Origin of the sequence: Microbacterium sp. IO18, from assembly GCF_049099505.1 — a bacterium.
Classification (GTDB): Bacteria; Actinomycetota; Actinomycetes; order Actinomycetales; family Microbacteriaceae; genus Microbacterium; species Microbacterium aurugineum.
Window position 1 is genome coordinate 783705 of record NZ_JBMJAF010000002.1, and the last position, 26114, is coordinate 809818.

At 69.0% G+C, this 26114-nt stretch carries 25 protein-coding genes and 1 pseudogene; 13 read left to right on the forward strand and 13 right to left on the reverse strand.

Translation table 11 applies throughout. The annotated features are described in order from the left end of the window. The 4 genes from prpB to ACLF6J_RS15545 all read right to left on the reverse strand — a co-directional run bounded on the left by prpB (position 1) and on the right by ACLF6J_RS15545 (position 4254). Positions 1-903 carry a methylisocitrate lyase gene (gene prpB / locus ACLF6J_RS15530; RefSeq protein ID WP_134352309.1) on the reverse strand — a complete coding sequence of 301 codons (903 nt, stop codon included), beginning with the start codon at positions 901-903 and terminating at the stop codon, positions 1-3. 115 nt (positions 904-1018) lie between these two features. Continuing rightward, on the reverse strand, positions 1019-2545 hold the full coding sequence (locus ACLF6J_RS15535) for an MmgE/PrpD family protein (RefSeq protein WP_134352310.1): 1527 nt from the start codon (positions 2543-2545) through the stop codon (positions 1019-1021). Further along, positions 2542-3228, reverse strand: coding sequence for a GntR family transcriptional regulator (locus ACLF6J_RS15540; RefSeq protein WP_047521621.1), 687 nt, complete (start codon positions 3226-3228; stop codon positions 2542-2544). Before ACLF6J_RS15540 ends, ACLF6J_RS15535 begins: the two co-directional genes overlap by 4 nt. 60 nt (positions 3229-3288) lie before the next feature. Next, positions 3289-4254, reverse strand: coding sequence for an EamA family transporter (locus ACLF6J_RS15545; protein WP_134352311.1), 966 nt, complete (start codon positions 4252-4254; stop codon positions 3289-3291). Positions 4255-4440: 186 nt separating this feature from the next. On the opposite strand from ACLF6J_RS15545, the gene ACLF6J_RS15550 reads away from it, so the two are divergent. Genes ACLF6J_RS15550 through ACLF6J_RS15570 form a run of 5 tightly spaced genes read left to right on the forward strand, consistent with a single transcriptional unit; the run spans position 4441 to position 9420 of the window. Further along, positions 4441-5016, forward strand: coding sequence for a glucose-6-phosphate isomerase family protein (locus ACLF6J_RS15550; RefSeq protein ID WP_134352312.1), 576 nt, complete (start codon positions 4441-4443; stop codon positions 5014-5016). Between the two features lie 9 nt (positions 5017-5025). Continuing rightward, positions 5026-6516 (forward strand): xylulokinase, encoded by a 1491-nt coding sequence (gene xylB, locus ACLF6J_RS15555; RefSeq protein WP_134352313.1) that lies wholly within the window; start codon positions 5026-5028, stop codon positions 6514-6516. Beyond that, positions 6492-7487 carry a phosphoglycerate dehydrogenase gene (locus ACLF6J_RS15560; protein ID WP_134352314.1) on the forward strand — a complete coding sequence of 332 codons (996 nt, stop codon included), beginning with the start codon at positions 6492-6494 and terminating at the stop codon, positions 7485-7487. Before xylB ends, ACLF6J_RS15560 begins: the two co-directional genes overlap by 25 nt. Then, positions 7484-8449 (forward strand): shikimate dehydrogenase family protein, encoded by a 966-nt coding sequence (locus tag ACLF6J_RS15565; protein WP_134352315.1) that lies wholly within the window; start codon positions 7484-7486, stop codon positions 8447-8449. Before ACLF6J_RS15560 ends, ACLF6J_RS15565 begins: the two co-directional genes overlap by 4 nt. Further along, positions 8449-9420, forward strand: coding sequence for a phosphotriesterase family protein (locus ACLF6J_RS15570; RefSeq protein WP_134352316.1), 972 nt, complete (start codon positions 8449-8451; stop codon positions 9418-9420). Before ACLF6J_RS15565 ends, ACLF6J_RS15570 begins: the two co-directional genes overlap by 1 nt. A gap of 173 nt (positions 9421-9593) precedes the next feature. Here ACLF6J_RS15570 and ACLF6J_RS15575 read toward each other — a convergent pair whose 3' ends face one another. From ACLF6J_RS15575 to ACLF6J_RS15590, 4 genes are all read right to left on the reverse strand, one after another. Continuing rightward, the gene (locus tag ACLF6J_RS15575; RefSeq protein ID WP_134352317.1) at positions 9594-10595 is read right to left on the reverse strand and encodes an ABC transporter substrate-binding protein; all 1002 of its coding nucleotides are present in this window, start codon (positions 10593-10595) and stop codon (positions 9594-9596) included. Positions 10596-10641: 46 nt separating this feature from the next. Then, entirely contained in the window at positions 10642-11676 is a 1035-nt protein-coding gene (locus tag ACLF6J_RS15580; protein ID WP_194239293.1) for an ABC transporter permease, read from the reverse strand. Next, complete coding sequence (locus ACLF6J_RS15585; protein WP_134352318.1) at positions 11676-13178, reverse strand: sugar ABC transporter ATP-binding protein; 1503 nt, start codon at positions 13176-13178, stop codon at positions 11676-11678. The genes ACLF6J_RS15580 and ACLF6J_RS15585 overlap by 1 nt, the downstream gene beginning before the upstream one ends. A 189-nt stretch (positions 13179-13367) precedes the next feature. Beyond that, the gene (locus tag ACLF6J_RS15590) at positions 13368-14237 is read right to left on the reverse strand and encodes a sugar phosphate isomerase/epimerase family protein (protein WP_131493941.1); all 870 of its coding nucleotides are present in this window, start codon (positions 14235-14237) and stop codon (positions 13368-13370) included. Positions 14238-14432: 195 nt separating this feature from the next. On the opposite strand from ACLF6J_RS15590, the gene ACLF6J_RS15595 reads away from it, so the two are divergent. Beyond that, positions 14433-15434: a LacI family DNA-binding transcriptional regulator gene (locus tag ACLF6J_RS15595; RefSeq protein ID WP_134352319.1), complete on the forward strand. Its 1002-nt coding sequence runs from the start codon at positions 14433-14435 to the stop codon at positions 15432-15434. Positions 15435-15551: 117 nt separating this feature from the next. Here ACLF6J_RS15595 and ACLF6J_RS15600 read toward each other — a convergent pair whose 3' ends face one another. Both ACLF6J_RS15600 and ACLF6J_RS15605 read right to left on the reverse strand, forming a co-directional pair. Beyond that, on the reverse strand, positions 15552-16538 hold the full coding sequence (locus ACLF6J_RS15600) for an aldo/keto reductase (protein WP_134352320.1): 987 nt from the start codon (positions 16536-16538) through the stop codon (positions 15552-15554). Next, positions 16525-17820 carry an L-fuconate dehydratase gene (locus ACLF6J_RS15605; RefSeq protein ID WP_134352321.1) on the reverse strand — a complete coding sequence of 432 codons (1296 nt, stop codon included), beginning with the start codon at positions 17818-17820 and terminating at the stop codon, positions 16525-16527. Before ACLF6J_RS15605 ends, ACLF6J_RS15600 begins: the two co-directional genes overlap by 14 nt. A 124-nt stretch (positions 17821-17944) precedes the next feature. Here ACLF6J_RS15605 and ACLF6J_RS15610 point away from each other — a divergent pair, with 124 nt between their 5' ends. Next, positions 17945-18805, forward strand: a complete 861-nt coding sequence (locus ACLF6J_RS15610) for a fumarylacetoacetate hydrolase family protein (RefSeq protein WP_134352322.1) — start codon at positions 17945-17947, stop codon at positions 18803-18805. Beyond that, positions 18802-19551: an SDR family NAD(P)-dependent oxidoreductase gene (locus ACLF6J_RS15615; RefSeq protein ID WP_131493931.1), complete on the forward strand. Its 750-nt coding sequence runs from the start codon at positions 18802-18804 to the stop codon at positions 19549-19551. Before ACLF6J_RS15610 ends, ACLF6J_RS15615 begins: the two co-directional genes overlap by 4 nt. A 304-nt stretch (positions 19552-19855) precedes the next feature. Here the strand turns inward: ACLF6J_RS15615 and ACLF6J_RS15620 are convergent, their stop codons facing one another. After that, complete coding sequence (locus tag ACLF6J_RS15620) at positions 19856-20719, reverse strand: amidohydrolase family protein (protein ID WP_421076912.1); 864 nt, start codon at positions 20717-20719, stop codon at positions 19856-19858. 47 nt (positions 20720-20766) lie between these two features. Here ACLF6J_RS15620 and ACLF6J_RS15625 point away from each other — a divergent pair, with 47 nt between their 5' ends. Continuing rightward, positions 20767-21444: a FadR/GntR family transcriptional regulator gene (locus ACLF6J_RS15625; protein WP_134352324.1), complete on the forward strand. Its 678-nt coding sequence runs from the start codon at positions 20767-20769 to the stop codon at positions 21442-21444. Positions 21445-21463: 19 nt separating this feature from the next. Here the strand turns inward: ACLF6J_RS15625 and ACLF6J_RS15630 are convergent, their stop codons facing one another. Further along, a complete protein-coding gene (locus ACLF6J_RS15630) occupies positions 21464-22126 on the reverse strand; it encodes a transaldolase family protein (RefSeq protein WP_421076913.1) in 663 nt (220 codons plus the stop codon). A 118-nt stretch (positions 22127-22244) separates the two neighbouring features. Here ACLF6J_RS15630 and ACLF6J_RS15635 point away from each other — a divergent pair, with 118 nt between their 5' ends. The 4 genes and pseudogenes from ACLF6J_RS15635 (at position 22245) to ACLF6J_RS15650 (ending at position 25542) form a co-directional block, all read left to right on the forward strand. Next, positions 22245-23207, forward strand: coding sequence for a ribokinase (locus ACLF6J_RS15635; RefSeq protein WP_131493405.1), 963 nt, complete (start codon positions 22245-22247; stop codon positions 23205-23207). 37 nt (positions 23208-23244) lie between these two features. Further along, a complete protein-coding gene (gene rbsD, locus ACLF6J_RS15640) occupies positions 23245-23649 on the forward strand; it encodes a D-ribose pyranase (protein WP_047522092.1) in 405 nt (134 codons plus the stop codon). Next, entirely contained in the window at positions 23649-24461 is an 813-nt protein-coding gene (locus ACLF6J_RS15645) for a GntR family transcriptional regulator (protein ID WP_047522094.1), read from the forward strand. Before rbsD ends, ACLF6J_RS15645 begins: the two co-directional genes overlap by 1 nt. 22 nt (positions 24462-24483) lie before the next feature. After that, positions 24484-25542: pseudogene (locus ACLF6J_RS15650) on the forward strand (PLP-dependent cysteine synthase family protein). A gap of 4 nt (positions 25543-25546) precedes the next feature. On the opposite strand, the gene ACLF6J_RS15655 reads toward ACLF6J_RS15650, so the two are convergent. Next, positions 25547-26071, reverse strand: a complete 525-nt coding sequence (locus tag ACLF6J_RS15655; RefSeq protein WP_134352327.1) for a DUF1992 domain-containing protein — start codon at positions 26069-26071, stop codon at positions 25547-25549. Positions 26072-26114 lie beyond the last annotated feature (43 nt).

The window sequence follows — 26114 nt, forward strand, 5'->3', positions numbered from 1 at the left end:
TCACTCCTTCGTGATGGTGAAGTTGAAGACACCGGAGTCGAAATGGTTGTACGACTCGTAGTCGATCAGGTCGTAGAGGTCGGCGCGGTGCTGCATCTCGCCGAGCTTCGAGGTCAGGTGCCCCTCTTCGTTCAGCGTATCGAGCGCACGGCCCGCGGCCCCCATCGAGATGCGCAGCAGCGACACCGGCCAGATGACGAGGTTGACCCCGGCGTCGCGCAGCTGATCCACGGAGAACAGCTCGCTCTTGCCGAACTCGGTCATGTTCGCGAGGATCGGCACGTCGAGTGCCTCGGCCATCGCCTCGAACTCCGCGAGCGTGCGCATCGCCTCGGGGAACACCGCGTCGGCGCCCGCATCCACCAGCGCCTTGGCGCGGTCGATCGCCGCGTCCAGCCCTTCCACCGCCCGGATGTCGGTGCGCGCCATGAGGAGGAAGTTCTCGTCGCGACGGGCGTCGGCAGCGGCACGGATGCGCTTGATCGCCGTGTCCTCGTCGACCACGGATTTGCCGTCGAGGTGACCGCAGCGCTTCGGGTTGATCTGGTCCTCGATGTGCGTGCCCGCGAGGCCCGCATCCTCGAGCTCCTGGATCGTGCGGGCGACGTTCATCGGTTCGCCGAAGCCGGTGTCGGCATCGACGATCGCGGGGAGATCGGTCATGCGGGCGATCTGCTTCGCCCGCCCGGCGACCTCGGTGAGTGTGGTGAGGCCGATGTCTGGGAGGCCCAGATCGGCCGAGAGCACGGCGCCGGAGATGTAGACGCCGTCGAAGCCCTTCTGCTCGATCAGGCGTGCGCTCAGCGGGTTGAACGCACCGGGGAAGCGGAGCAGCTCCCCGCTCGCGAGCCGCTCGCGGAACAGGCGCCGCTTCTCCGACGGGGTGACGGTCGAGTACAGCATCAGCTCTCCTCGGTGAGGTGTTCGCAACTCAGGAAGGATGTGCGTGAACGGGCCGAGCGGGCGGGCGTGCATGCCATTCGCCCCCCATTCTCCTGAGTTGTGAACGGCGTGGACATCAGAACAGCCCCTTCGGGGCGCCGGCGTTCTCGAGCACTCCCGGCTTCGCGACGATCGACAGCTCGCCGACCTCCGCTGCAGTCAGCTCGGGCAGACGCTGGACGAGGTCCAGGAACCGTTCGATCTCGGCCGGCTCGAGCACGGGTTCCGCCAGCAGACGGAACTTGGCGATGTAGTTCTCCCGGGCGAACGGACGCGCTCCGAGGGGGTGGGCATCCGCCACGGCGATCTCGTCCACCACGGTCGACCCGTCGGTGAGGCGGATCTCGACGCGACCGCCGAACGCCTTCTCATCGGGGTCCTCGGAGTGATAGCGGCGCGTCCACTCGGCGTCCTCGGCGGTGGTGATCTTGTGCCACAGCGCGACCGTGTCGGCACGGCCCGCGCGCTCGGGGGCGTAGGAGTCGACGTGGTGCCAGCCACCGTCCTGCAGCGCCACTGCGAAGATGTAGGGCACCGAGTGGTCGAGCGTCTCGCGCGAGGCGGTCGGGTCGTACTTCTGCGGGTCGTTGGCGCCGGAGCCGATCACGTTGTGGGTGTGATGGCTCGTGTGGATGACGATCTGATCGATGTTGGCGGGGTCACGCAGCGCCGGGTTCTCGATCCCGAGCTTGCGGGCGAGGTCGATGAGCGCTTGCGCCTGGTACTCGGCCGAGTGCTCCTTCGTGTACGAGTCGAGGATCGCGCGCTTGGGCTCACCCGCGGCGGGCAGCGGCACGTCGTACGCGGCATCCTTGCCGTCGAGCATCCAGGCGATCACGCCGTCTTCACCTTCGTAGATCGGGGCGGGGCTGGTCTGCCCCCGCATCGCCCGGTCGACCGCTTCGACGGCCATCTTGCCCGCGAAGGCCGGGGCGTGCGCCTTCCAGGTCGAGATCTCGCCCTTGCGGCTCTGGCGGGTGGCGGTAGTGGTGTGCAGTCCCTGCCCGACGGCCTGATAGAGGGTCTCGACGTCGAGGCCGAGCAGGGTTCCGATGCCGGCGGCGGCGGACGGGCCGAGGTGGGCGACGTGGTCGATCTTGTGCTTGTGCAGGCAGATCGCTCGCACCAGATCCATCTGGATCTCATACCCGGTGGCGATGCCGCGCACGAGGGCGCGGCCGTCCTTGCCGGTGTGCTGGGCGACCGCGAGGATCGGCGGGATGTTGTCGCCGGGGTGCGAGTACTCCGCCGCGAGGAACGTGTCGTGGTAGTCCAGCTCGCGCACGGCCACGCCGTTCGCCCAGGCGGCCCACTCGGGGCTGGTGCGGTGGTCGAGGGCGGCACCGAAGAGGTTCGCACCGACGCCGCCCGTCGAGACGGGATGGCTGAACGCCTGCGCCCTGGCCGCGTTGATCGGCGCGCGGGTCAGGGAGGCCGCGGCGACGGAGGCGTTGTCGATGATGCGGTTGATGATCATGTCGACGACATCCTGCTCGACCTCGACCGGGTCGGCGGCGACCTCGGCGATCCTCCAGGCGAGCTGATCCTCACGGGCGAGGTTCTCGTCGCTGCGGTGCACACGGACGTGGTGGGTGACGGTCATGAGAGTCCTTCGGTCGTGGGAGGGGACGAGACGTCTTCGGGGAGGGAGTCGAGGATGCCGGTGAGCGCGTTGTGCAGGTGCACGTGCGTCGCGTGGGCCGCGAGGTCGCCGTCGCGGGCGGCGAGCGCCGCGGCGATGGTGCGGTGCTCCCCCGCGGAGGCGGCGAGCCGGGCGGGGTTGTCCCGCGCCATCCGACGAACCCGCACGAGGTGGGTGCGCACCGTGCGCAGCGCCGACGCGATGTAGTCGTTCGCCACAGCGGCGTCGAGGGCGGCGTCGAAGCGGGCTATCAGCGCATAGTAGGCGTCGCGGCCGGCGACGGCGTCGAGGTCGACGTGGGCGAACTCGTCGGCGAGCGCGGCAAACAGGGAGGCATCGCCCCGGGTGGCGGCGAGGCGTGCCGAGCTCTCCTCGAGCGCGCGGCGGATCTCGAAGAGCGAGCGGATGTCGTCGGCGTCGAGATCGGCGACGACCGTGACCCGCGGTGACTGCTGGACGACGAGGCCGTCGGCGGCGAGCCTGCGCAGCGCTTCGCGCATGGGCGTGCGACTCACGCCCAGGCGTTCCGCCTGCTCGACCTCGCCGAGCACGAAACCTGCCGCGAGCGCGCCGGACTGGATGTCATCGAGCAGCGCCGCATACGCACGGTCACCGGCCGAGGTGCGCTCCACGGGAAGGGTCATGCCCTCAGGCGGGCCGATGATCTCGCTGGACTCGTTTCAGGTATACATTCCCTGCGAGGACTACGGCACCGGTTCGACGAACTCCCGCGCGACCGGCTCCCCCAACTTGACCACGACGACGCCGGCGAGCACGAGCACCCCACCCAGCGCCTGCAGCAGATCGGGGAGCTGCCCGAGGAGCAGCCAGCCCAACAGAAGAGCCGCCACGACCTCGGCGAGCGCGACGAAGGACGCGAGCCGCGGCCCCAGCATCCGCGTCGACGCGATCCCGAGCAGGTACGCGAGGGCGGTCGCGACGACACCCATCGCCAGCACCGGGACGAACCACGGCACACTGCCGAACCGGTACGCGATGTCGTCGGTGGTCCACCGGATCGGCAGCACGCCGATGGCCCCGGCGGCGGTGAGCCCGAGCGCACCGAGCAGCAGACCGCTGCCGGCGAGCGCGATCGGCGGCAGCCCCGTGTCCGCCTTGGCGGACAGCACGAAGTACGTCGCCGCCCCCACCATCGCCCCGAGCGCCCAGAGAATCCCGGCCACGTTCACGTCGGCACCGGTGAGGATGTCGAGCATCAGCACGAGCCCGACGAAGGCGATGGCCGCGCCGATGATGCTCCGACGCGTCGGACGCTCCCCCCTGCGCAGCCAGAGCCACAGCAGCACCGCGACCGGAGCGGTGTACTCGATGAGCAGGGCGATCCCGACATCCATGACCGCGACGGCCTGGAAATAGAAGAGTTGCGTCGCCGCGACCGCGAGCAGACCGTAGGCGAGGATCATCCCCGCATTGCGCCGCAGCAGCCCCCACCGCCCACGCAGGGAGAGGATCGCGGGGAGGAGCAGCACGAGGGCGGCCACCCAGATGCGAGCGGTGACCGCGGCCCCGGGCGTCCACCCCGCATCGATGAGCCCGCGCGCCCAGGCTCCCGACATACCGAACGCGAAGGCCGCGGCGATCGCGAGTGGCAGCCCGAGGCGCACGTCGCGCGCGGGTGCGACCGCCGCGTCCGTCCTCACTTTGCCCATGTTCGTTGACGCTACTCGTGACAGCCCCGGGTTTCGAATCGCACGATTGGTCGCTTCTCCACCCCGAATCCGACCATTCACGCGATTCGAAAGAGGAGGGACCCTGGACGCGACCTGTCATAACAGGTACAGTGAACCTGTCATTACAGGTTGCGCAACGACGCAGCGCCCGTACGAGGAGCACCGATGCCCGAGTTCCACACCCCGCCGATCTCTCCGATGGCGATCGCGTTCGACGCCGAGAAGCTGACTCTCTCGCCCGAAGGGCCGACCCTCACCCGGCGGATGTCCGACCTCGAGGGGCTTTTCCTCGACGCCGAGGCCTGGGCCGACGCATCCGCCGGCGACAACCCCGTGGTCTACACGGTGGTGAGCTCCCCCGTTCCCGAGGTCGACCGCGAGCTGCCGCAGTCGATCACGACGATCATGCCCGGCGACACGTCCGGTGAGCTCTGGATGACCAAGGGCCACCAGCACCCGAACCACCAGGGCGAGATCTACCTGGCATTGAAGGGCCGCGGCGGACTGCTCATGTTCGACGGCGAGCGCACCGAGTGGCTGGACATGCTCCCCGGAACGATCGGCTACATCCCGCCGGGCTGGGCACATCGCTCGGTCAACACCGGCGACGAGCCCTACGCCTTCCTCGCGGTCTACCCGGGAGGAGCGGGGCACGACTACGGCTGGGTGCTGGAGCACGGCATGGGCGCACGCGCCTATCGCGCAACCTCCGGCGTCGACCTGCGCCCATACGCGGAATAGGCTCCGGCCATGATCATCGCGCACGATCTGGGCACCACCGGCAACAAGGCGTCCCTGCACCACGACGACGGCCGTCTCCTGGCCTCGGTCACCGTCCCCTACCCCGCGCACTTCGCCGCGGGCGGCGTCGCCGAGCAGAACCCCTCCGACTGGTGGAACGCGGTCGTCGAGGCGACGCGCAACCTGATCGCCCGCACCGGAACGGCCGCGACCGACATCGCCGGACTCGTGGTGAGCGGCCAGATGATGGGGGCTGTGCTGCTCGACGCCGACGGCGAGCCCGCACGCCCGGCGATCATCTGGGCCGACACCAGGTCGCGCGCCCAGCAGCGCGAGCTCGAGGCCGCGATCGGCGCCGAACACGCCTATGGCATCCTGGGCCATCGCCTCAACCCCACTTATTCGGTCGAGAAGATCATGTGGGTGCGCGACAACGAGCCCGACGTGTGGGCGCGCGTGCGCCGGGTGTGCGTCGCGAAGGACTTCATCGTCCTGCGCCTGACCGGGCACCTGGCCACCGACCGCTCCGACGCCTCCGGCACCAACGCCTACGACCAGGCCGCCGGAACCTGGTCGGACGAGGTCGTGCGCGCCGCACGACTCGACCCGGCTCTGTTCCCCGAGATCCTCGACTCGACCCGGATCGCCGGCACGCTGACGGACGCAGCCGCGGACGCCCTCGGGCTCCCCGCGAGCGTCCGTGTGGTGATGGGGGGCGGCGATGGACCGATGGCCGCCGTCGGCTCCGGCGTCGTCGCGCCCGAGGACGGCGCGTACGTGTGCCTGGGCACCTCGTCGTGGATCTCGTTCGCGGCCGATGCCCCGCTGCACGATCCCGCGATGCGCACTTTCACGTTCGACAACGTGGTCCCCGGCTCGTTCGTCCCGACCGCCACCATGCAAGCCGGCGGGGCCTCGGTGCAATGGATCTCGGAGGCTCTCTCCCCCGACCCCGCGCATCCCGAAACCGGACGGCTGACGGCCGAAGCGTCCGCCGACATCGACACCGACGACCTCTACTTCCTCCCCTACCTCCTCGGCGAGCGCTCCCCGATGTGGGACCCGGACGCCCGCGGCGCCTTCGTCGGCCTCGCCCGCCACCACGGCAGAGCCCACCTCGTGCGGGCGGTGCTGGAGGGTACGGCGTTCAACCTGCTCAGCTGCATCCAGGCCTTCCGTGAGTCCGGGGCCGTGATCGACCGCATCGACGCGGTCGGCGGCGGAGCCCAGAGCGACGTGTACCTCTCGGTGCTGGCGGATGTGTGGGGCGTGCCGGTGCGCCGCCGGACGATCGTGGAGGAGGCGAACAGTCTCGGAGCAGCGGTCACCGCCGCAGTCGGGCTCGGGCTCACGGACTTCTCGGCCGCCCGCGCCCTGAGCGAGGTCACCGCCGAGTTCACCCCGGATGCCGGGCGCCATGCCGTCTACGCCGAGCGGCACGCCCGCTTCGCCGACGCCTACACGGCCCTGGCGCCGTGGTTCGCCGGACGGCCGCGCTGATGGGTGTGATCCTCGTCACCAGCCGCTCCTTCTCGGACGGCGACCTCGACCTGGTGGAACGCGCCGCCCAGGCGGGGCATCGCATCCTCCGTGGTCCGGCGCATCATGACCTCGAGGACTTGCGATCACTCCTGCACGGCGCTGATGCCTGGATCGCGGGCACCGGGGCGATCACGGACGCACATTTCGCCGCGGCTCCGAAGCTCAAGGTGGTCGCCCGGTACGGCGTCGGCACCGAGTCGGTCGATCTGGGCGCGGCGCGCGATCGCGGCATCCCGGTGACCAACACCCCCGGCGCCAACGCCGACGCGGTCGCCGACCACGCGATCGGGCTCATGCTCGCCGCGCTGCGGTTCATCCCGGATGGCGATCGCCGCGTGCGCACGGGCGATTGGGGCGTGCGGCGCGGACGTGAGCTCGGCGCCGCCACGGTCGGCATCGTCGGCTTCGGGCGCATCGGCCAGGGTGTGGCAGCGCGGCTGAGCGGCTTCGGGCCGCGCGTGCTGGCCGCCGATCCATTCCTTCCCGACGAGGTCGTGCGGGCCCGGGGTGCAGAACCCGTCTCGCTCGACGACCTGTTCCGCACCGCCGACGTCATCACGCTGCATGCTCCGGGCGGGCAACAGCTCGTCGACGCCGACCGCCTCACCGGCATGCGGCCGGGAACCGTGCTGATCAACACCGCCCGCGGTGACCTGATCGACGAGGCAGCCGTCGCGCAGGCGCTCCGCGACAGCACCCTCGCCGGCTACGCGGCCGACACCCTCGACGGTGACACGGCCGCGCACCACAGCCCACTGCTCGCCCCGGACCTCGCCGACCGCGTGATCGTCACCCCGCACCTCGGCGCGCAGACCACCCAGGCCGTCGACAACATGGGCGCTCTCTCGCTGGCCGACGTGATCGCGATCCTCGCCGGGGGCGATCCCGCCCATCCCGTTCCCGTCCCGCTCGCCGAGGAGAACCGATGACCACCACCGCCGACACCGTCCACGCCGACGGGGCCTCCACTGCCGCATCCGCCGACTACATGGGTTTCGTCGGGGTGACCACGGCGTCGTCGTCGATCATGAAGGTGTTCCCGCTGTGGGCAGACATCCTGGGTCTCCCGACGCGCACCCTGCTCGGCCACGATCTGCCGATGGACGCCGAGCCGGCACAGTACCGCGCGATGGTCGAGCAGATCCGCGATGACCCGCACCACCGTGGAGCCCTCGTGACCACGCACAAGATGAACGTGTACGCCGCGGCCTCCGACCTGTTCGACGAGCTGGATCCCTTCGCGGTGTCCTGCTCCGAGATCTCCAGCATCTCGAAGCGCGGCCGGGTCCTGTCCGGACGGGCCAAGGATCCGATCACGGTCGACCTCGCGCTGAACGACTTCCTCCCGGCCGATCACTTCACACGTACGGGGGCGGCGGTCGTGATCCTGGGCGCCGGCGGTTCGGGCACCGCACTGAGCTGGGCGCTGGCCGAGCGTGAGGACGCCCCCTCGAAGATCACGGTGACGGCCCGCACACAGGACAAGCTCGACCACCTGCGCGAGGTGCACCGCCAGCACGGCACGCGGGAGGGACTGATCGAGTACGTGGTGACCGCTTCCCCTGCAGAGGCCGATGCCCTGGTGACCGCCGCACCCCCGGGATCCGTCATCGCCAACGCCACCGGGCTCGGCAAGGACCGCCCGGGGTCGCCCCTGAGCGAGACGGCGGTGTTCCCCGAAGGCGCGTACGCGTGGGAGTTCAACTACCGCGGCTCGCTCGAGTTCCTGCATCAGGCGCAGGCGCAGGCGGCCGCGCACGGGCTCCACGTCATCGACGGCTGGCGCTACTTCATCCACGGCTGGTCGCAGGTGGTGGCCGACGTGTTCGAGCTCGACCTGACCCCCGAGGTCGTCGAGCGACTCGCCGAGGCCGCGGAGTCGGTGCGCTGATGTCCGTCGTCGTCCGCACGGTGCTCGGTGACATCGCGCCGACGGCGCTCGGACGAGTGAACTACCACGAGCACCTGTTCCAGGTGTCGCCGCTGCTGCCGGGCGATGAGCTCGACGATGAGACCGCGTCGGGCAAAGAAGCGGCACTGCTGCGGGCGAGCGGGTTCGACACGATGGTGGATGCCACACCGTTCGGACTCGCCCGGGACGCGGAGGCTTTGGCACGGATCAGCGCGACGACCGGACTGCACATTGTCGCGACGACCGGCCGTCACCGTGAAGCCCACTACGGCGCGGACCATCCGATGCAGGTGTGGACCGCCGACCGCCTGGCCGCTCTCTTCCTCGCCGACCTCACACGCGGCATGCCCGTGGACGACAGTGAGATCTTCGAGACGCCCGACATCTCCGTCGCACGCACACCGGGCGGCGCTCCCGTGCGCGCAGGGCTGCTCAAGGGGGGCGCCGACTACTGGCGCATCAGTCCGTTCGAGCGCACGACGCTGATCGCCGTGGCCGCAGCGCACCGCGCGACAGGGGCTCCCGTCATGGTGCATCTGGAGTTCGGCACGGCGGCCCATGAGGTGCTCGACCTGCTCTCCGCCGAAGGGGTGCCTGCCCACCGGGTCGTGCTCGCGCACGCCGACCGCGACCCCGACCCCGGGCTGCACGTGTCCCTCGCCCAACGCGGAGCCCACCTCGGCTACGACGGCTTCGCGCGTCCGCGCACCCGCTCCGATGCCGAGCTGCTCGCCCTGACCGTCGCCGTGGTCGAGCGCGGCGCCGGCGACCGGATCGTGCTCGGCGGCGATGTCGCCCGGCGCACTCGGTACATCGCGTATGGCGGCATGCCCGGACTCGCCTACCTCGGCGACCGTTACCTCCCCCGCCTCCGCGAGGCTGTGGGCGAGGACGCCGTGCACCGGATGCTCGTGACCACACCGGCGCAGCTCCTGGCCTTCTCCGTCTGACTCCCCCTGCTCACCTGTCGGGAGACTGCACGCATGTCGGAAGAATCGCCGGCATCCGCTCCTGCACCCGCGCAACCTCCCGACATCCGTCCCGACACATCTCCGCGGACACGCCGTCCCGACACGAAGAAGCCCCCCGCCCGAAGGCGAGGGGCTTCTTCGTGGATGCGGTGTCACTCGTAGAGGACGGCCGCGATCTTCGGGTCTTCGATGTTCGTGCTGTCATACCAGTACGAACCCGTGTCGTAGAACTTCTCGACCGACTCACCGTTGGCGGCGTCGTACGCGGCCTGCACGACCTGCGCGCCGATGCCGATCGGGTCCTGCGTGATCGCGCCGGCCATGGTGCCGTCCTTGATGGCGTTGATCTGGGCCGCACCGGAGTCGAAGCCGACGATGGTGATCTTGCCCTTCTCGAGGCCGAGCTCGTTCACGGCGTTCACCACACCGATGGCGGAGCCCTCGTTGGTGCCGTAGATGCCCTTGAGGTCGGGGTGAGCCGCGATCAGGGTCTTGGCGATGTCGGCCGACTTGAGGTGGTCGCCGTCACCGTACTGGATGTCGACGATCTCGATGTCGGGGTAGTCCGCCTCGATCTTGTCGACGAAGCCGTCGCGACGCTCGACACCGGTCGAGTTGATCTGCGAGTGGCCGACGATCGCGACCTGTCCTTCGCCGCCGATCAGCTCGGCCATGTGCTCGGCTGCGAGCGCACCGGCGACCTTGCTGTCTGTGGCGGACAGGCTCAGGCCCACGTCGCCGTTGCAGGGGGCGTCGAAGTAGACGACCGGGATGTCCTTCGACTTGGCCTGCTCGAGCGGGGCGACGCACGCCTCGGGGTCGAGGGCGGCGTAGGCGATGGCGTCCGGGTTCTTGTCGATCGCGGCGGTCAGCATCTCCAGCTGCTGCGCGATCTCGGTCTCGGCCGCGGGGCCCTCGAACGTGATCTTCACGCCGAGCTCGTCGGCCTTCTCCTCGGCGCCCTTCTTGACGGCCTGCCAGAACTGGTGCTGGAAGCCCTTCGAGACCATGGCGATGTACATCTCGCCGTCGCCGCTGCCGCCGTCTCCGCCGGAGCCCTCCTCGATCACGTCGCCGCCGCCGGCACAGCCGGCGAACACCAGGGCGGATGCGGCGACCAGCGCTGCGAATGCGGTCTTCTTCCCGAATTTCATGAAAACTCCATTGTTCGTGGGTGGGTGGATGGTGCAGGGATTGAGGTCAGGTGCGCTGCCGGTTGCGGAGCGAGTCGAGGAAGACCGCGAGCAGCACGACCACACCGACGACGATGTTCTGCCACTCGGTCTGGATCGACATGATGCGCAGTCCGTTCACGAGCACGCTCATGATCAGGGCGCCGATCACGGTGCCGAGGATGGATCCGCGTCCGCCCAGCAGCGAGGTGCCGCCGATGATGACCGCGGCGATCGCCTGCAGCTCGTACCCCATGCCGATCTGCGGCTGGGCGGAGTCGAGGCGCGAGGCGATGACGATGCCGGCGACGCCGGTGAACGCCCCCGCGAACATGTAGATGAGGATGGTCCAGCGACGCGTGTTGACGCCCGACAGCCGGGTGGCCTCCTCGTTCGAGCCGATCGCGAAGGTGTAGCGGCCGAGCAGGGTCTTCGACAGCACGAGCCAGGCGACGATCGCCAGCGCGGCGGTGATGAGCACCGCGTTCGGGATGCCGGGGATGATCACGCCGAGAGCGATCTTCTTGAAGTCCGGTGCCGAGGTCGAGAAGTAGATCGGTGCGACGTTCGAGATCACGAGGGCGAGACCACCCGCGATCATCATCATCGCGAGCGTGGCGATGAACGGGGGCAGTCGCAGGAACGTGATGTTCACGCCGTTGACGAGTCCCATCAGCACACCTGTCGCGACGCCGCCGATCACGCCGACCCAGACGGGAAGGCCCATGTTCGTGACGATGACGCCGGTCATCACGGCGCACAGCGCCATGCCGGTGCCGATCGACAGGTCGATGCCGCCGGTGATGATGACGAAGGTCGTCCCGAGGGCGAGGATGCCGATCACCGCGGTCGACAGCAACACCGTGGCGATGTTGCTGAAGGTGAAGAAGTTGGGGCTGGCGATCGAGAAGAAGATGACCAGCACGATCAGGGTGCCGAAGGCCAGCGACTGCTGGAACTGCCGCTTGATGAACCCGACGACATCCCTCTTGTCGGTGTCCTCGTTCACGGCGGTCTGGATGATCGTCGTCGTCGACGATCCGGGCTGCTGCGGAGCGCTCATCAGTCTTCCTCCCCGTGGGCTGCGAGTTGCATGATCTTCTCCTGGCTTGCTTCCTCGTTGCGGAGCGTCCCGGTGATGCGACCGTTGGCGAAGACCGCGATGCGGTTCGCCACACGGAGGATCTCCGGGAGCTCGGATGAGATGACGATGATGGACTTGCCTGCGTCAGCGAGCTGCTGCATGAGGCGGTAGATCTCCTCTTTCGCGCCGACGTCGATCCCTCGGGTCGGCTCGTCGAAGATGAGGATGTCGCAGTCGCGCATCAGCCAGCGGGCGATGACGACCTTCTGCTGGTTCCCTCCGGAGAGGAGCTTGACGACCTGGTTGACCGAGGGCGTCTTCACGCGCAGCTGCTGCACGTATTCCTTGGTGCGGTTCTTCGCCTTGCTGTCGCCCATCCAGCCGATCGCGTTGGCATAGGAGCCGAGCGAGGCGAGCACGGTGTTGAACGTCACATCCTGCTCGAGCATGAGGCCGAGGAGCTTCCGATCCTCGGACAGGTACCCGAGGCCGTGATGCACCGCGTCCGCGGGCTGGGAGATCCGCGCCGGGCGACCATCGATGGTGATCGTGCCGCTGTCGCGGTGGTCGGCGCCGATCACGGCTCGGGCGGTCTCGGTGCGCCCCGCCCCCATGAGGCCGGCGAAGCCGAGGATCTCGCCCCGGTGCAACCGGAACGAGACGTCTTTCAGAAGGCTCTTGGTCGACAGCCCCTGCACCTCGAGGACCACGGGGTCGTTCGCGTGCTCACGGGCCTGGGGACGGGTTCCCTCGTCGATCACGCGGCCGACCATCATCTCGATGATCGTCGGGATGGTGATCTCGGACTTGTCGAGTGATCCGATGTATGTGCCGTCACGCAGGACGGTCACCCGATCAGCCAGGCGGCGCAGTTCGTCCATGCGGTGCGAGATGTAGACGATCCCGGTGCCGCGCGCCTTGAGCTGCTCGATCAGCACGAAGAGCGTCTCGACCTCGGTGTCGGTGAGGGCCGAGGTCGGCTCGTCCATGATGAGCACCTTGGCGTTGAAGGACAGCGCCTTGGCGATCTCGACCATCTGCTGCTCGGCCACCGTGAGCTCGCCGACGAGCTGACGCGGGTTCAGTTGGATGTCCAGGCGCTGCAGCAGCTCGGCGGTCTGCGCGTTCAGCTTGCGCTCCGACAGGAACGGACCCGTGGTGGGTTCCCGCCCCACGTAGATGTTCTGCGCCACGGTCAGATCGGGCATCAGGTTGAGCTCCTGATGGATGATCGTGATGCCGAGCTCCTGCGCCTGGAGGGGGCTCGTGAGCTCGACCTCCCGGCCCTCGAACGTGATCGTGCCCTCGTCCTTGGTGTAGATCCCGGAGAGGATCTTCATCAGGGTCGACTTGCCGGCACCGTTCTCACCCACGAGCACGAGCACCTCTCCGGCGTGCACCTCGAGGTGCACGTCTTTCAGCGCCTGCACGCCGGGGAATCCTTTGCTGATCCCCTCGACCCGGAGGATGGGTCCACTCATGCGCTCACCTGCTTCCTTGAAGGTTCTGCTTCGACGTCGACGGATCATTCCGTCGCAAACATCGGATCAATTCTGCGTCCTACGCTACGGGCAGCGCAAGTTGTACCTAAATGTATCTAATGACGGGCAGATGCGGAAGACCTGTAATGACATCTTGATCTTCCGATCGTCTCGCCGGTGGATTCCGGCTCAGTGAAGGCGGATCGAGTCGACCGCCACGAGCTTGTCGCGGATGTACGCGTTGGCGTGGGTGCCGAGTTCGTCGTTGTCGCTCCAGAGGTTCCGCCAGATGCCGAGCATGCGGCTGAGGTCGGGAGCGACGACCGCCGAGGAGAACGACTCGAAGACGATCGGACCGTCGTAGCCGATGCGGCCGAGCGCCTTGAAGAACGTGTCGAAGTCGACCGTGCCGGTGCCGAGGTACCCGCGGTGACTCTCTCCGATGTGCACGTAGCGCAGGGCGGGAGCCGCGTCGAGGACCGGCGCGAACATATCCGACTCCTCGATGTTCATGTGGTACGTGTCGAGGTGGATTCCGAGGTTCGGCCGATCGACCTCGGCGACGTACCCCAGAGCCTGTCGCGCCGTGTTCAGCACGTTGGTCTCGTAGCGGTTCACGACCTCGAGCGAGACCGAGACGCCGCGCTCGGCGGCGTGGTCGGCGACGCGGGCGATCGCGGCGCGGCTGCTCGCGAGCCCCGCAGCGGTCACCGGCTCCATGTACTTCTTCATGGCACTGTAGATCACCCCGCAGAAGTGCTGGCCCCCGAGGTCCGCGAGCACATCCACGGCCTTGATCAGCAAGGCTTCGCCGGCCGCGACGATCGCAGGGTCGGAGCTGGTGACATCGGTGGCCTCGGAGAGTCCGAGGGAGGCGCTGACGGCGAGGTCGTACTCCTCCAGCGCATCCTTCGCGACGGCGACGTCGAACGAGAACGGATCCATCAACGGGAACTCGATGAGGTCGAAACCCGCGCCCTTGGTCTTGCGCACCGCCAGACGGATGCCCTCGGCATCGAAGTTCCCCGTCCAGACGAGCCCGTGGCATCCGATGTTCATGAGACCTCTCACAGCGGGTGTGCGGCACCGTCGCCGTCCCGGAATTGGCACGTGCCAATTCCGGTGTGCGTGCCACGCTACGTCGCACGCCAGACACTGTCAAGAACTTTCTTGGCACGTTGCAAGTCCTCCGCTATCCTGAGGCGACCGACGCGGTCGCCGTTCCCGATCGACGCGGTCCGACGAAGGAGTTCCATGCCCGCGAGCGTCAAGGACGTCGCCGCCCTCGCCGGAGTCTCCTCCTCCACCGTCTCGAACTACCTCAACCACCCTCATGTGCTCGGATCCGCGAGTCGGGAACGGGTGCGGGCGGCGATCGAACAGCTCGGCTACGTGCCCAACGAGTCCGCACGACAGCTGCGCGCCGGGTCGAGCAAGGCCCTCGCGCTGATCCTGCTCGACGCCTGGCTGCCCTACTTCCACGACCTCTCGCGCGGGGTCGAAGACGTGGCGCGCGAGGGGGGATGGTCGCTGTTCTTCAGCAACAGCGACCGCGACGATGCGCAGGAACGGCGCAACCTCGACATGTTCGAGGCGCACCGGGTGCAGGGCATCGTCATCTATCCGCTCGGCGACGTGGTGCCGCGCCTGGAGGGACTGGCCGACCGCGGTATCCGCTCGGTCGTGGTGGGTCCGATCCGGCAATCATCGAAGGTCGCATCCGTGCTGTTCGACGACCGCGGCGGTGGGCGACTCGCGGGCCAACACCTCCTGGACCTCGGCCGACGACGCCTCCTCTTCCTCGGCAATCCGGCGGTGAGTCAGTCGAACGACCGCCTCGCCGGGCTGCGTGAGGCCATCTCGGGATCCGACACGAGCTTGTCGATCATCGACGTCTCGCACCTGGCGATCGAGGACGGACTGCGTGCGGGTGAGCAGATCATCGCGATGCCGGTCACCGAGCGCCCGGACGCGGTGTTCGCTGCGAACGACATGGTGGCACTCGGGGTGCTCACGCAGCTGCTGCGTCATGGCATCCGGGTCCCGGAGGAGATCGCTCTCATCGGCTTCGACGACGTCGCCCAGGCACACCAAGGGGTCGTGCCACTCACGAGCGTGCGGCAGCCCGGCTACGAGATCGGCCGCGCCGCCGGAGCTGCTCTCCTGCAGCAGCTCGCCGACCCCACGGCACCGCCGCCCGCGACCACACCCTTCCCCGCTGAACTCATCGTGCGGGAGTCCACGGTCGGACGGTGAGCACGGCCCTGCGTCGTTCACAACTCAGGAAGACGACGAGCTTTCCCGTCTCATCCTCGATACTCGGCTGCTTCCGCGCCGACGATCCTGAGTTATGAACGCGACACAGGCGCCGGGTCAGACCGTGGGGATGAGCCCCTCCTCCGCGAGGCTCGCCCACAGCGCCGTCGGGATGTCGAGTGCGGCGTACTCCGCGTTCTGTCGCAGCTGCGCCGGGCGACTGCCGCCCACCACGACCGAGCGCACGACGTCGGACTGCAGCGGGAACTGGATCGCCGCGGCGGGCAGCGGCACCCCGTGGTCGGCGCACACTGCGGCGATGCGGACCAACCGATCCCACAGCTCGTCCGGAAGCTGCCCGTACTCGTAACGCCCGTCGCGGCGCGGCTCGTTCGACGCGAGCAGCCCGGAGTTGAACACGGAGGCCGCGACGATCCCGGTCGAGGTCTCCCGGCACGCGGGCAGCACGTCGACCGCGGCGGGCTGTTCGAGCAGCGTGTACCGGCCGGCCACCATGATCAGGTCGAGGTCGGCGGCACGGACGGCTGCGGCGAGAGCATCCGACACCATCGAGCCGATGCCGATCGCGGAAACCTCGCCGTCGGCCCGCAGCTGCTCCATCGCGGGGAGGGCTTCCGCGAGCGCGAGGTCGAGGTCGTGCCGCTCGGGGTCGTGCAGGTACAGCAGGTCGATGCGCTCGATGCCGAGACGCTCCCGGGACTCGTCGACGCTCGCACGGATGCCCGCCTCCGAGAAGTCCCACACCCGCTGCAGGTCGTCGGGCACGTGGAAGTCGTTCGCGGTGTCGAGGCCGCCGGCGTGGTCGGGGCTCGGTCGCAGCAGACGCCCCGCCTTCGTCGAGAGCACGAACTCGTCCCGCGGCTTGGTCTGCAGGAAGGCTCCGAGCCGGCGCTCGGAGAGCCCCAGACCGTAATGCGGCGCGGTGTCGTAGAAGCGGATGCCGCTCTCCCACGCCGCATCGAGCACGGCCCAGGCCTCGTCGTCGCTGAGCGGTCGGAACAGGTTGCCCACGTTCGCGGCCCCGTAGCCGAGGGCGGGAACGGGAAGACGGTCAGGCCCCGCCAGAGGATCAGGCACCGACATGCGCACCCGTCCAAGCGTAGGTCGCGATGCTGTCGACCTTCATCTCCATGCCCGTTCCCGGCGCGGTCGGCGCCATGTACGAGCCGCCGCGGATGTCGGTGGGCACGACGAAGTGCTCGTGCAGGTGGTCGACGAACTCGATCATGCGGCCCTCGCGGGTTCCGGTGACCGCGACGAAGTCGAACATCGACAGGTGCTGCACGGCTTCGCACAGGCCGACTCCGCCGGCGTGGGGACAGACCGGCACGCCGAACTTCGCGGCGAGCAGGAGGTTCGCGATGTTCTCGTTCACGCCTGCCACGCGCACGGCGTCGATCTGCATGACCGAGATGGCCTCGGCTTGCAGGAGCTGCTTGAAGATCACGCGGTTCTGGGCGTGCTCGCCGGTGGCGACCCGGATGGGTGCGATGCCCCGGGCGATCTCGGCGTGACCGAGCACGTCGTCGGGGCTGGTGGGCTCCTCGATCCAGGCGGGGTGGAACTCGGCGAGCGCGTTCACCCATTCGATGGCTTCCGACACCTCCCAGCGCTGGTTGGCGTCGATCGCGATGGGGAAGTCGGGCCCGCACACCTCGCGCGCCTTGCGGAAACGGCGGATGTCGTCGTCGAGGTCGGCGCCGACCTTGAGCTTGATCTGGGTGAAGCCGTCGGCCATGGCTTCGCGGGCGAGGCGTTCGAGCTTCTCGTCGGAGTATCCGAGCCATCCGGGGCTCGTGGTGTAGCCCGGGTACCCGCTGGCGAGGAGCTGCTGCTCCCTCTCGGCGCGACCGGGTTCGGCGGCGCGCAGGATCTCGAGGGCGTCCTCGCGGGTGAGCGCGTTGGTGAGGTAGCGGAAGTCGACGAGGTCGACGAGCTCCTCCGGCGTCATGCGGGCGAGCAGCTGCCAGAGCGGAAGTCCGGCGCGCTTGGCCTTGATGTCCCACAGCGCGTTGATGACCGCGCCGATCGCCATGTGCATGACGCCCTTCTCGGGCCCGAGCCAGCGCAGCTGCGAGTCGCCGATGATCTCGCGGAAGGTGCCGCCCATGTCATCGAGCAGCGGCTCGATCTCGCGCCCGACGAGGTGCCCGGCGAGCGCATCGATCGCCGCGACCTGCACGTCGTTGCCACGGCCGATCGTGAAGACGAAGGCATGCCCGTCGATGTCATCATCGGCATCGGTGCGCACGATGACGTACGCCGCCGAGTAGTCCGGGTCGGGGTTCATCGCATCCGACCCGTCCAGGCTCAGGGACGTGGGGAAGCGGATGTCGGTGGTGTCGAGGGCGACGATACGGCTCACGGGATTCCTCTCCATGCACGGCTGATTTCTTCCGCGCGGATCTCTTGGAGTGTAAACATCCGATGTCTATACTGTCAACGAGACCAGCCGCGTTGTCGCGGCTTCCCGACCGATCAGGAGAAACATGAAGTTCGCGCGGCTCGGCACCCCTGGCACTGAGATCCCCGTCCTGGTGGAGGGTGACCGATACCTCGACCTCCGCCCCGTAACATCCGATGTGGATGGAGCGTTCCTCGAGAGCGACTTCACCTCCCGCATCGCGGCCGCTCGCGATGCCGGTGAGCTCCCCGAACTCGCGGATGCCGCGTCGATGCGCATCGGCGCCCCGATCGCCCGTCCGAGCGCCGTGATCTGCATCGGCATGAACTACGCCGCCCACGCGGCGGAGTCGGGGTCGGAGCCGCCCACCATCCCCATCCTCTTCCTCAAGACCCCGAACACCGTCGTCGGCCCGAACGACACAGTGACGATCCCCCGCGGCAGCGTCAAGACCGACTGGGAGGTCGAGCTCGGCATCGTGATCGGCACCCGCGCCGCCTACCTCGACAGCCCCGAGGAGTCCATGACGCACGTCGCCGGCTTCGTCGCAGCGAACGACGTGTCCGAGCGCGACTTCCAGATGACCGTCTCCGGAGGACAGTGGTCCAAGGGCAAGATCGCGGCGGGCTTCAACCCCACCGGCCCCTGGCTGGTCACCCCCGACGAGGTCGACCATCAGGCGCTCGGCCTGCGCAGCTTCGTGAACGGCGAGCCGCGGCAGGACTCGAACACGAGCGACATGATCTTCACGGTCGAGCACATCGTGCACCACCTGTCGCAGTACGTGACGCTCGAACCCGGCGACCTCATCCTCACCGGCACCCCGCAGGGCGTGGCCCTCTCGGGGAAGTACCCCTACCTCGCCGCGGGCGACGTGGTCGAGATCGAGATCGACGGCCTCGGCCGCCAACGGCAGGAGTTCGTGGCATGGGAGGCCCGGAAATGAGTGCATTGAACGGACTGGTGGCGATCGTCACCGGCGGAGCATCCGGCATCGGCGCGGCGATCGCGCAGCGACTGCACGCCGACGGCGCGACCATCGCGGTCCTCGACCGGGACACCGCGGCGGCTGACCCCGCCTTCGCCGCCTTCACGGCCGATGTCTCGGATCGAGCGAGTGTCGACGCAGCGGTGGCCGCCGTCGCCGAAGAGTTCGGACGCATCGACATCGTCGTCAACAACGCCGGGATCGGCGCGCAGGGCGACATCGCCGCGAACGACGACGACGAGTGGGCCCGCGTGCTCTCGGTCAACGTCACCGGCATCGCCCGCGTCACCGCGGCGGCACTCCCCTGGCTGCGGAAGTCCCCGTCGGCCTCGGTGTGCAACACGGCATCCATCGCCTCGACCACCGGACTGCCGCAGCGCGCCCTGTACAGCGCCTCGAAGGGTGCCGTCTCCGCCCTCACCCGCGCGATGGCCGCCGACCACCTGCGCGAGGGCATCCGTGTGAACGCGGTCAACCCGGGCACCGCCGACACCCCGTGGGTCGGACGCCTGCTCGACTCGGCGGTCGACCCCGCGGCCGAGCGCGCGGCACTGGAAGCCCGCCAACCCCACGGACGTCTGGTGAGCCCCGAAGAGGTCGCCGCCGCCGTCGCATACCTCGTGAGCCCTGCCGCGGGTTCGACCACCGGCACCTTCATCGAGGTCGACGGCGGCATGGCCCAGCTGCGCCTCCGCGCGGAGTAGCCCCCTCGTTCCCCCGTCGTTCCCTCTCCCCTTGCCGGATCAAATACGCACCTGGGCCCCGGACGCGGGATCAAAAACGCACCTGAACACGCCCACGGAGGAGCGTTTTCGATCCCGCACCCGCCCCGCGCGTCGTGCACCCGCCCCGCGCGCGTCGTGCCCCCGTCCCGCGCGCGGCGGCATCGCCGGTGCGGGATCGAAAAGGGACCGCGTACGCGTGTGGCAGGTGACATATTGCACCCGCAACGCGCGGGACGGGGGCGGGACGGGGGCGGGGCGGGACGGGGGCGGGGACGGGGCGGGGTCAGAGGGAGTAGAAGGCGGCGGCGGTGTCGTGGAAGAGGGCGGTCTGGTCGAGGCCGCGCGAGTGCGCCCACGCGGCGACCGTGTCGAACCACCGGGCACGCGACGATGATCCGTAGCCCGCGCCGCTGACGGCGGAGACCGGCCAGTCGCTTCCCCACATCATCCGCTCCGGCCCGAACAGGTCGGCCGCCACGTCCAGGAACGGGATCAGCTGCTCAGCGCTCCACTCCCCGCGGGCCTCGGCGGGCAGACCGGAGATCTTGCAGAAGGTGAGGGGATGCCGGGCGAGTTCGGCCAGATCCCGCTCCCACTCCGACGGCGGTGCGAGCGGAGCCGATGCCGTCCCGACCGCGGGCTTGCCGAGGTGGTCGAGCACGATCCGCAGTTCCGGGATCGCTCCGGCCAGGCGTGCCACATCCGGGAGCTGCGATTGCCGCACGCACGCATCGAAGGTCCAGCCCTTGGCGGCGACCTCGCGCGCGCCCGTCACGAACGCGGTGGACAGGGCCGTGCCGTCGGGCTCATCCTGCAGGAGGTGTCGCACGCCGACCACGAGCGGCTCGGACGAGAGTTCCTCCAGGTGCACGGTCGTGTCGGTGCCGCCGTCCAGCCGCACGCCCGCCACGATCCCGACCACCCCGAGCTCCCCCGCCTGGCCCGCGACCCAGCGCACCTCGTCGAGGGACTCGTCCTCCCGCGCCCCGGCCTGCACGAACACGGCCGTCTCCTCGGAGGCATCCTCGATCCGCGCTCGCTCGAGCTCGCCGCCGCCGCCGAACCTTCCGGTGAGAGGACCTTCGAGCCAGGTATAGGTCAGAACCTCGGGATCCCACAGGTGCAGATGTGAATCGAGAACGCGCATGCCTCCATCCTGCCGGAGACATCCGATCAATCGCTAGGATGACGCTCATGGCAGTCACCGACGAGGCGATCGAGAAGATCAAGGCGATGATCGTGGCGGGCGAACTCGCCCCCGGCGACCGGCTTCCCCCCGAGAAAGAGCTCTCCGAGCGGCTGGGACTCTCCCGCAACTCCATGCGCGAAGCGGTCAAGGCGCTCGAGGTCATCCGCGTCCTCGATGTGCGTCGGGGTGACGGCACCTACGTCACGAGCCTCGAACCCCACCTGTTGCTGGAGGCCATCTCGTTCGTCGTCGACATGCACGATGACGACTCGATGCTCGAGATCTTCGCGGTGCGCCGGATGCTGGAGTCGCAGGCGACCGGACTCGCGGCGACCCTGGGCACCGACGAGAGGATCTCCGAGCTGCAGACCGAGGTCGATTCGGTCGATGCGGCGGTCACGATCGAGGCGCTCGTCGATCACGACATCCGGTTCCATCGGGAGATCGTCGCGATGTCCGGCAATGCCTACCTCGCGAGCCTCATCGAGCACCTGAGCAGCCAGACCGTGCGCGCGCGTGTGTGGCGAGGCCTCACCGAGGGGGGCGCCGTCGAGCGAACCCTGTCGGAGCACCGGGCCATCGCCGATGCGATCGCCCAGCACGACTCGGCTCTCGCGACCTCGCTGGCCACCGCGCACATCGCAGGCGTCGAGCGCTGGCTGCGTCAGGCCGCGGCGAGCTGACAGCGGCGGCGGGCGCCGCTCATGCCCCCAGGCGCACCATCGCGGCGTCGAACTCCGCCGCGGAGCTGTCGCTCACCTCATGGAAGAGCACGCGGTCGAGCACGTCGGGGGCCGCCGTGAAGTACGGGACGCCGGCCAGGCGCAAGCCCGTGATGTCATCCGGCGAGCGCAGCGACGCGGCGAGCACGTTCGAGTCGCTGCCCGCGCACACCTCCTGCATCCGCGCGATCGTCGCATCGCCGTCGAGCCCGGCATCGCGCATCCGTCCGAGGTACGGAGCGATGTACTGCACCCCGATCGACGCGCACGCGAGCGCCTGCGCGACCGAATACACGGCGGTCACCAGAACGGTCGCACCGTCGCGCACGAGCGCCGATGCCGCGGCGAACCCCGCAGACGTCGCGGGCACCTTCACGGCGACCCGGTCACCCAGCGCGCGGATGCCCTCGGCGTTGCGGAGGAAGGACGCGGTGTCGCCGCCCCAGGTCTGGAAGAAGATCTCCTTCGCCCCCTCCGACTCCCAGCGGGCGTAGAGCTCGGGGATCTCGGCGGCGGTGCGGCCTCCCCGTTCCAGGATGGTCGGGTTCGTGGTCACGCCGTGCACCAGGACCGTGGCGAGCAGCCGGGAGACGCGGTCGACATCGGCGCTGTCGACGTACAGGCGTGGCGCGATCGGGGTCATCGGGGTCTCCTCGCGGACAACCTGTCGTTACAGGTAGGGATTCGGCTAATGTAATGACAGCCACCGCGATCTGTCAAAGCGTCGGCTACACCTGCCGTCGAGGAAGATCAGGAGCAAGATGACCCCCGCACACTCCGAAGACCGCTCCGGTGTCGTCATCGTCGGCAGCGTCACGGCCGACGTCACCACGTTCTCCGGGCGCCTGCCCGCACGGGGCGAGACGATCCTGGGAGACGAGTTCACCCTCATGCTGGGTGGCAAGGGAGCGAACCAGGCCGTCGCGGCCGGACGCTCGGGTGCGCGCACGAGCTTCGTCGGCTGTGTCGGAGACGACCTGTTCCACGACCTCGTGGTCGACGGGCTCACCGCGGCCGGGGTCGACCTCACGCATCTGCGCACGGTTCCCGGCCCCACCGGCATCGCGCACATCCGTGTCGACTCCTCCGCGCAGAACGACATCGTGATGGTGCCGCTCGCCAACGCCGCCCTCAGCGCCCCGCAGATCGACGAGGCGCTCACAGCTCTCGCCCCCACGACCTCGGTGCTGCTCACCCAGCTCGAGACCCCCTCCGCGCTCACCGCGCACATCACCGCGCGAGGACGCGAACTCGGCATGACCGTGATCCTCGATCCGGCCCCGGCCGCCGAGCTGGACGCCGAGATCTGGCGGAGCATCGACATCGTCACCCCCAACGAGACCGAGGCGACGCTGATCAGCGGCATCGAGGTGACGGATGCCGCGTCGGCCGAACGCGCCGGACGCTGGTTCCTCGCGCAGGGAGTCGGCGCGGCGGTGATCACCCTCGCGGGCCAGGGATCGTGCGTCATCACCGCGGAAGGCGCGTCCGTGATCCCGCCGTTCCCGGTGGAGGCCGTCGACACGACCGCGGCGGGAGATGCGTACGCGGGGTACCTCGGTGCCGCGCTCGCCAACGGCAGCACCCTGGCGGACGCCGTGCGCCTGGCCACGGCCGCCGGCGCGCTGACGGTCACGAAGCAGGGCGCGTCGCCCAGCCTTCCGCACCGTGCCGAGGTCGACGCGTTCCTGACCGCACGCCTGGCCGCGCCCGTCGCGAACTGACTTCCTGTACCGGACCTGCGGAGAACCGAGAACACACATGCGCAAGACGGCCACCACCATCAACCCCGCACTCTCCCGCGTGATCAGCGAGACCGGGCACACGGACCTCGTCGTGGTCACCGACGCCGGGCTGCCCATCCCTCCCGGCTCCGAGCGCATCGACCTGGCGTACCGCCCGGGCGCTCCGGAGTTCCTCGATGTGCTCGACACCGTGCTCGCCGAGATGGTGGTCGAGGGGGCGACGGTCTCGGCCGAGGTCGCCGAGAAGAGCCCGGAGGTGCTGGCCGCACTGCGGGAGCGGTTCGCCGGCATGGGGTTCGAGATCGAGCTCATCCCCCACGTCGAGTTCAAGAAGCTCAGCCAGGGCGCTCGCGCGTTCGTGCGCTCCGGGGAGTTCACCCCCTACGCCAACGTGATCCTGCACGCGGGGGTGGCGTACTGATGGTCACCGTCGACGACGCGATCGACCGCCACTCCGCCGCCCCCATGTATGACCAGCTGCGCCAGCTGATCATCGACGGCATCGCCCGAGACGGCCTGCAGCCCGGCGACCCGCTGCCGGGAGAGCACCGCCTCTGCGAGCGGTACGGCATCTCACGCACCGTCGTCCGCCAAGCGCTCGCCCAGCTGGAGCACGAAGGGCTCGTGGAGCGCGTGAAGGGCAAGGGTACGTTCGTCTCCCGCCCTCGCACGAGCGAGAGTCTCGTGCACACGCTGGTGGGCCTGTACGACGACGTCGAGCGCCGCGGCGGACACGTGCACAGCGACGTCCTGCGACACGAACGGACGACAGCCGACGAGGAGGTCGCGCTCGCGCTCGAGCTCCCCGTCGACTCCCCCGTCGTCGTCTTGGAGCGCCTGCGGCACGTCGACGGCGAGCCGTGGTCGCTGTCGACGACGTGGATGCCGGAGGCCACGGGCTCCGTGACGCTCGGCGCCGACCTGACCGAGGGGTCGCTGTACCGGCTCCTCGCCGAACACGACATCGTCGCGACGCACGGCGTGCGCTCGGCGGAGGCGACGGTGGCGACGCACGAACAGGCGCAGTTCCTGGGCGTCAGCGCCGGCTCGGCCCTGCTGCGTCTGCGCAGCATCAGCCGCAGCGCCGACGGTGCACCGATCGAGTACTTCGTCGCCTATCACCGCGGTGACCGGTCGCGCTTCGAGTTCCAGCTCCAGCAAGAGCAGTCGCAGGCCTCCCTGCTGCACGTCGACGGCGATGGCGGGGCCTCCCGCGCCGGGACGGTGGGCTGAGTCGCCCGGTAGTGTCGAGGGCATGAGCGACTGGACCAGCACCGCGATCGCCCTGCTGGAAGCCGATGCCAACCGCAGCGCCGACACGCATCTGCACCTCTTCCCGCTGCCGCCCGAATGGGGCATCGACCTGTATCTCAAGGATGAGTCCGTGCACCCCACCGGCTCCCTCAAGCACCGCCTCGCGCGCTCGCTCATCCTCTACGGCCTGGTCAACGGACGCATCCACGAAGACACCACGCTCGTGGAGTCCTCGAGCGGATCGACCGCCGTCTCCGAGGCCTACTTCGCTCGGATGCTCGGGCTGAAGTTCATCACGGTCGTGCCGCGCTCGACGGTGCAGGAGAAGATCGACCTCATCGAGTTCTACGGCGGCACCTGCCACTTCGTCGACCGCGCCGAGGACATGTCTTCCGAGGCGCAGCGCCTCGCGTCCGACTGCACCGGCCACTACCTCGACCAGTTCACGTTCGCCGAGCGCGCGACCGACTAGCGCGGCAACAACAACATCGCCGAGAGCGTGTTCAGCCAACTCGCCCAGGAGCGGCATCCGATCCCCACGTGGATCGTCACGGGTGCAGGCACCGGCGGCACGAGCGCGACCTTCGGACGCTACGTGAAGTACCGTCGGCATGACACCAAGGTCGCGGTCGTGGACCCCGAGGGTTCGGCCTTCTACGACGGATGGGCCGGCACCGTGGATCCGCCCGCCGGCCGTCCGAGCCGCATCGAGGGAATCGGTCGCCCGCGGGTCGAGCCCTCGTTCGTGCCCACCGTGATCGACGAGATGATCCGTGTCCCTGATGCCGGCTCGATCGCCGCGATCCGCCTGTTGCGCGAGCGCACCCTGCACTGGGCCGGCGGGTCCACCGGCACGAACCTCTACGGCGCGTTCCAGCTGATCGCCCGGATGCGCGCCGCGGGTGAGACCGGCAGCGTCGTGACCCTGATCTGCGACAGCGGCATCCGCTACGCCGGCACCTACTATTCGGACGAGTGGGTGGCGCAGCAGGGGTGGGACCTCACCCCGCACCGCGCACGGCTGGAAGGCTTCCTGGAGACCGGCGACTGGGCGGAGTGACGGTTCAGGTCGACGAGCGGCGCCACCACCGCCGCCGAGGGGCCGCTGGAGTCGACGGCGTCGGTGCGGTCGGACGATCGGGCTTCCGCCGCCGACGGCGCCACTCGTCGACCTCCGCATCCACGTCTCGGAGCGGCGTGACGACCGGGGGCCCGCCCGTCAACTGCATCCGCGCCGCACGGATGCGGGAGTTGAAGTCCTCCACGTGCCGACGCACGTCTTCTTCCTGAGAGTAGGTGTCGAGGACGGCTCGAAGGTTCGCATCCTCCGTGCGCAGCTGGAACACCGGCGGCGCCAGACCCGTGAGGTTCTCCCGCTCGATCTTCTGCCGGATCCACCAGTCGGGGTCGTGAGTGCGGCCGAGATTCTCGATGGGCTTTCCCGCACCGGGCAGATCGTCGAACTCGCCGCGACGGATCGCCATCTGGATGTTCAGCTCGACCGCGGCCCAGCGTTCCTCGGTCGTCGACCATCGTGGCGGGCCCCCGGCACCGGCGGTGTCACCCTCGTCTTCCTCGGCGTCATGCATCAGCAGCCCCCTTCGATGGCGTGCTCGATTCACTGTGGAGGCT

Coding starts and splice junctions, on each gene's coding strand:
- prpB (WP_134352309.1), bottom strand. CDS start 903: ATGCTGTACTCGACCGTCACCCCGTCGGAGAAGCGGCGCCTGTTCCGC.
- rbsD (WP_047522092.1), top strand. CDS start 23,245: ATGCGCAAGACGGCCACCACCATCAACCCCGCACTCTCCCGCGTGATC.
- ACLF6J_RS15545 (WP_134352311.1), bottom strand. CDS start 4,254: ATGGGCAAAGTGAGGACGGACGCGGCGGTCGCACCCGCGCGCGACGTG.
- xylB (WP_134352313.1), top strand. CDS start 5,026: ATGATCATCGCGCACGATCTGGGCACCACCGGCAACAAGGCGTCCCTG.
- ACLF6J_RS15535 (WP_134352310.1), bottom strand. CDS start 2,545: ATGACCGTCACCCACCACGTCCGTGTGCACCGCAGCGACGAGAACCTC.
- ACLF6J_RS15610 (WP_134352322.1), top strand. CDS start 17,945: ATGAAGTTCGCGCGGCTCGGCACCCCTGGCACTGAGATCCCCGTCCTG.
- ACLF6J_RS15620 (WP_421076912.1), bottom strand. CDS start 20,719: ATGCGCGTTCTCGATTCACATCTGCACCTGTGGGATCCCGAGGTTCTG.
- ACLF6J_RS15550 (WP_134352312.1), top strand. CDS start 4,441: ATGCCCGAGTTCCACACCCCGCCGATCTCTCCGATGGCGATCGCGTTC.
- ACLF6J_RS15655 (WP_134352327.1), bottom strand. CDS start 26,071: ATGCATGACGCCGAGGAAGACGAGGGTGACACCGCCGGTGCCGGGGGC.
- ACLF6J_RS15600 (WP_134352320.1), bottom strand. CDS start 16,538: ATGTCGGTGCCTGATCCTCTGGCGGGGCCTGACCGTCTTCCCGTTCCC.
- ACLF6J_RS15625 (WP_134352324.1), top strand. CDS start 20,767: ATGGCAGTCACCGACGAGGCGATCGAGAAGATCAAGGCGATGATCGTG.
- ACLF6J_RS15540 (WP_047521621.1), bottom strand. CDS start 3,228: ATGACCCTTCCCGTGGAGCGCACCTCGGCCGGTGACCGTGCGTATGCG.
- ACLF6J_RS15585 (WP_134352318.1), bottom strand. CDS start 13,178: ATGAGTGGACCCATCCTCCGGGTCGAGGGGATCAGCAAAGGATTCCCC.
- ACLF6J_RS15630 (WP_421076913.1), bottom strand. CDS start 22,126: ATGACCCCGATCGCGCCACGCCTGTACGTCGACAGCGCCGATGTCGAC.
- ACLF6J_RS15595 (WP_134352319.1), top strand. CDS start 14,433: ATGCCCGCGAGCGTCAAGGACGTCGCCGCCCTCGCCGGAGTCTCCTCC.
- ACLF6J_RS15565 (WP_134352315.1), top strand. CDS start 7,484: ATGACCACCACCGCCGACACCGTCCACGCCGACGGGGCCTCCACTGCC.
- ACLF6J_RS15645 (WP_047522094.1), top strand. CDS start 23,649: ATGGTCACCGTCGACGACGCGATCGACCGCCACTCCGCCGCCCCCATG.
- ACLF6J_RS15590 (WP_131493941.1), bottom strand. CDS start 14,237: ATGAACATCGGATGCCACGGGCTCGTCTGGACGGGGAACTTCGATGCC.
- ACLF6J_RS15570 (WP_134352316.1), top strand. CDS start 8,449: ATGTCCGTCGTCGTCCGCACGGTGCTCGGTGACATCGCGCCGACGGCG.
- ACLF6J_RS15580 (WP_194239293.1), bottom strand. CDS start 11,676: ATGAGCGCTCCGCAGCAGCCCGGATCGTCGACGACGACGATCATCCAG.
- ACLF6J_RS15635 (WP_131493405.1), top strand. CDS start 22,245: ATGACCCCCGCACACTCCGAAGACCGCTCCGGTGTCGTCATCGTCGGC.
- ACLF6J_RS15575 (WP_134352317.1), bottom strand. CDS start 10,595: ATGAAATTCGGGAAGAAGACCGCATTCGCAGCGCTGGTCGCCGCATCC.
- ACLF6J_RS15615 (WP_131493931.1), top strand. CDS start 18,802: ATGAGTGCATTGAACGGACTGGTGGCGATCGTCACCGGCGGAGCATCC.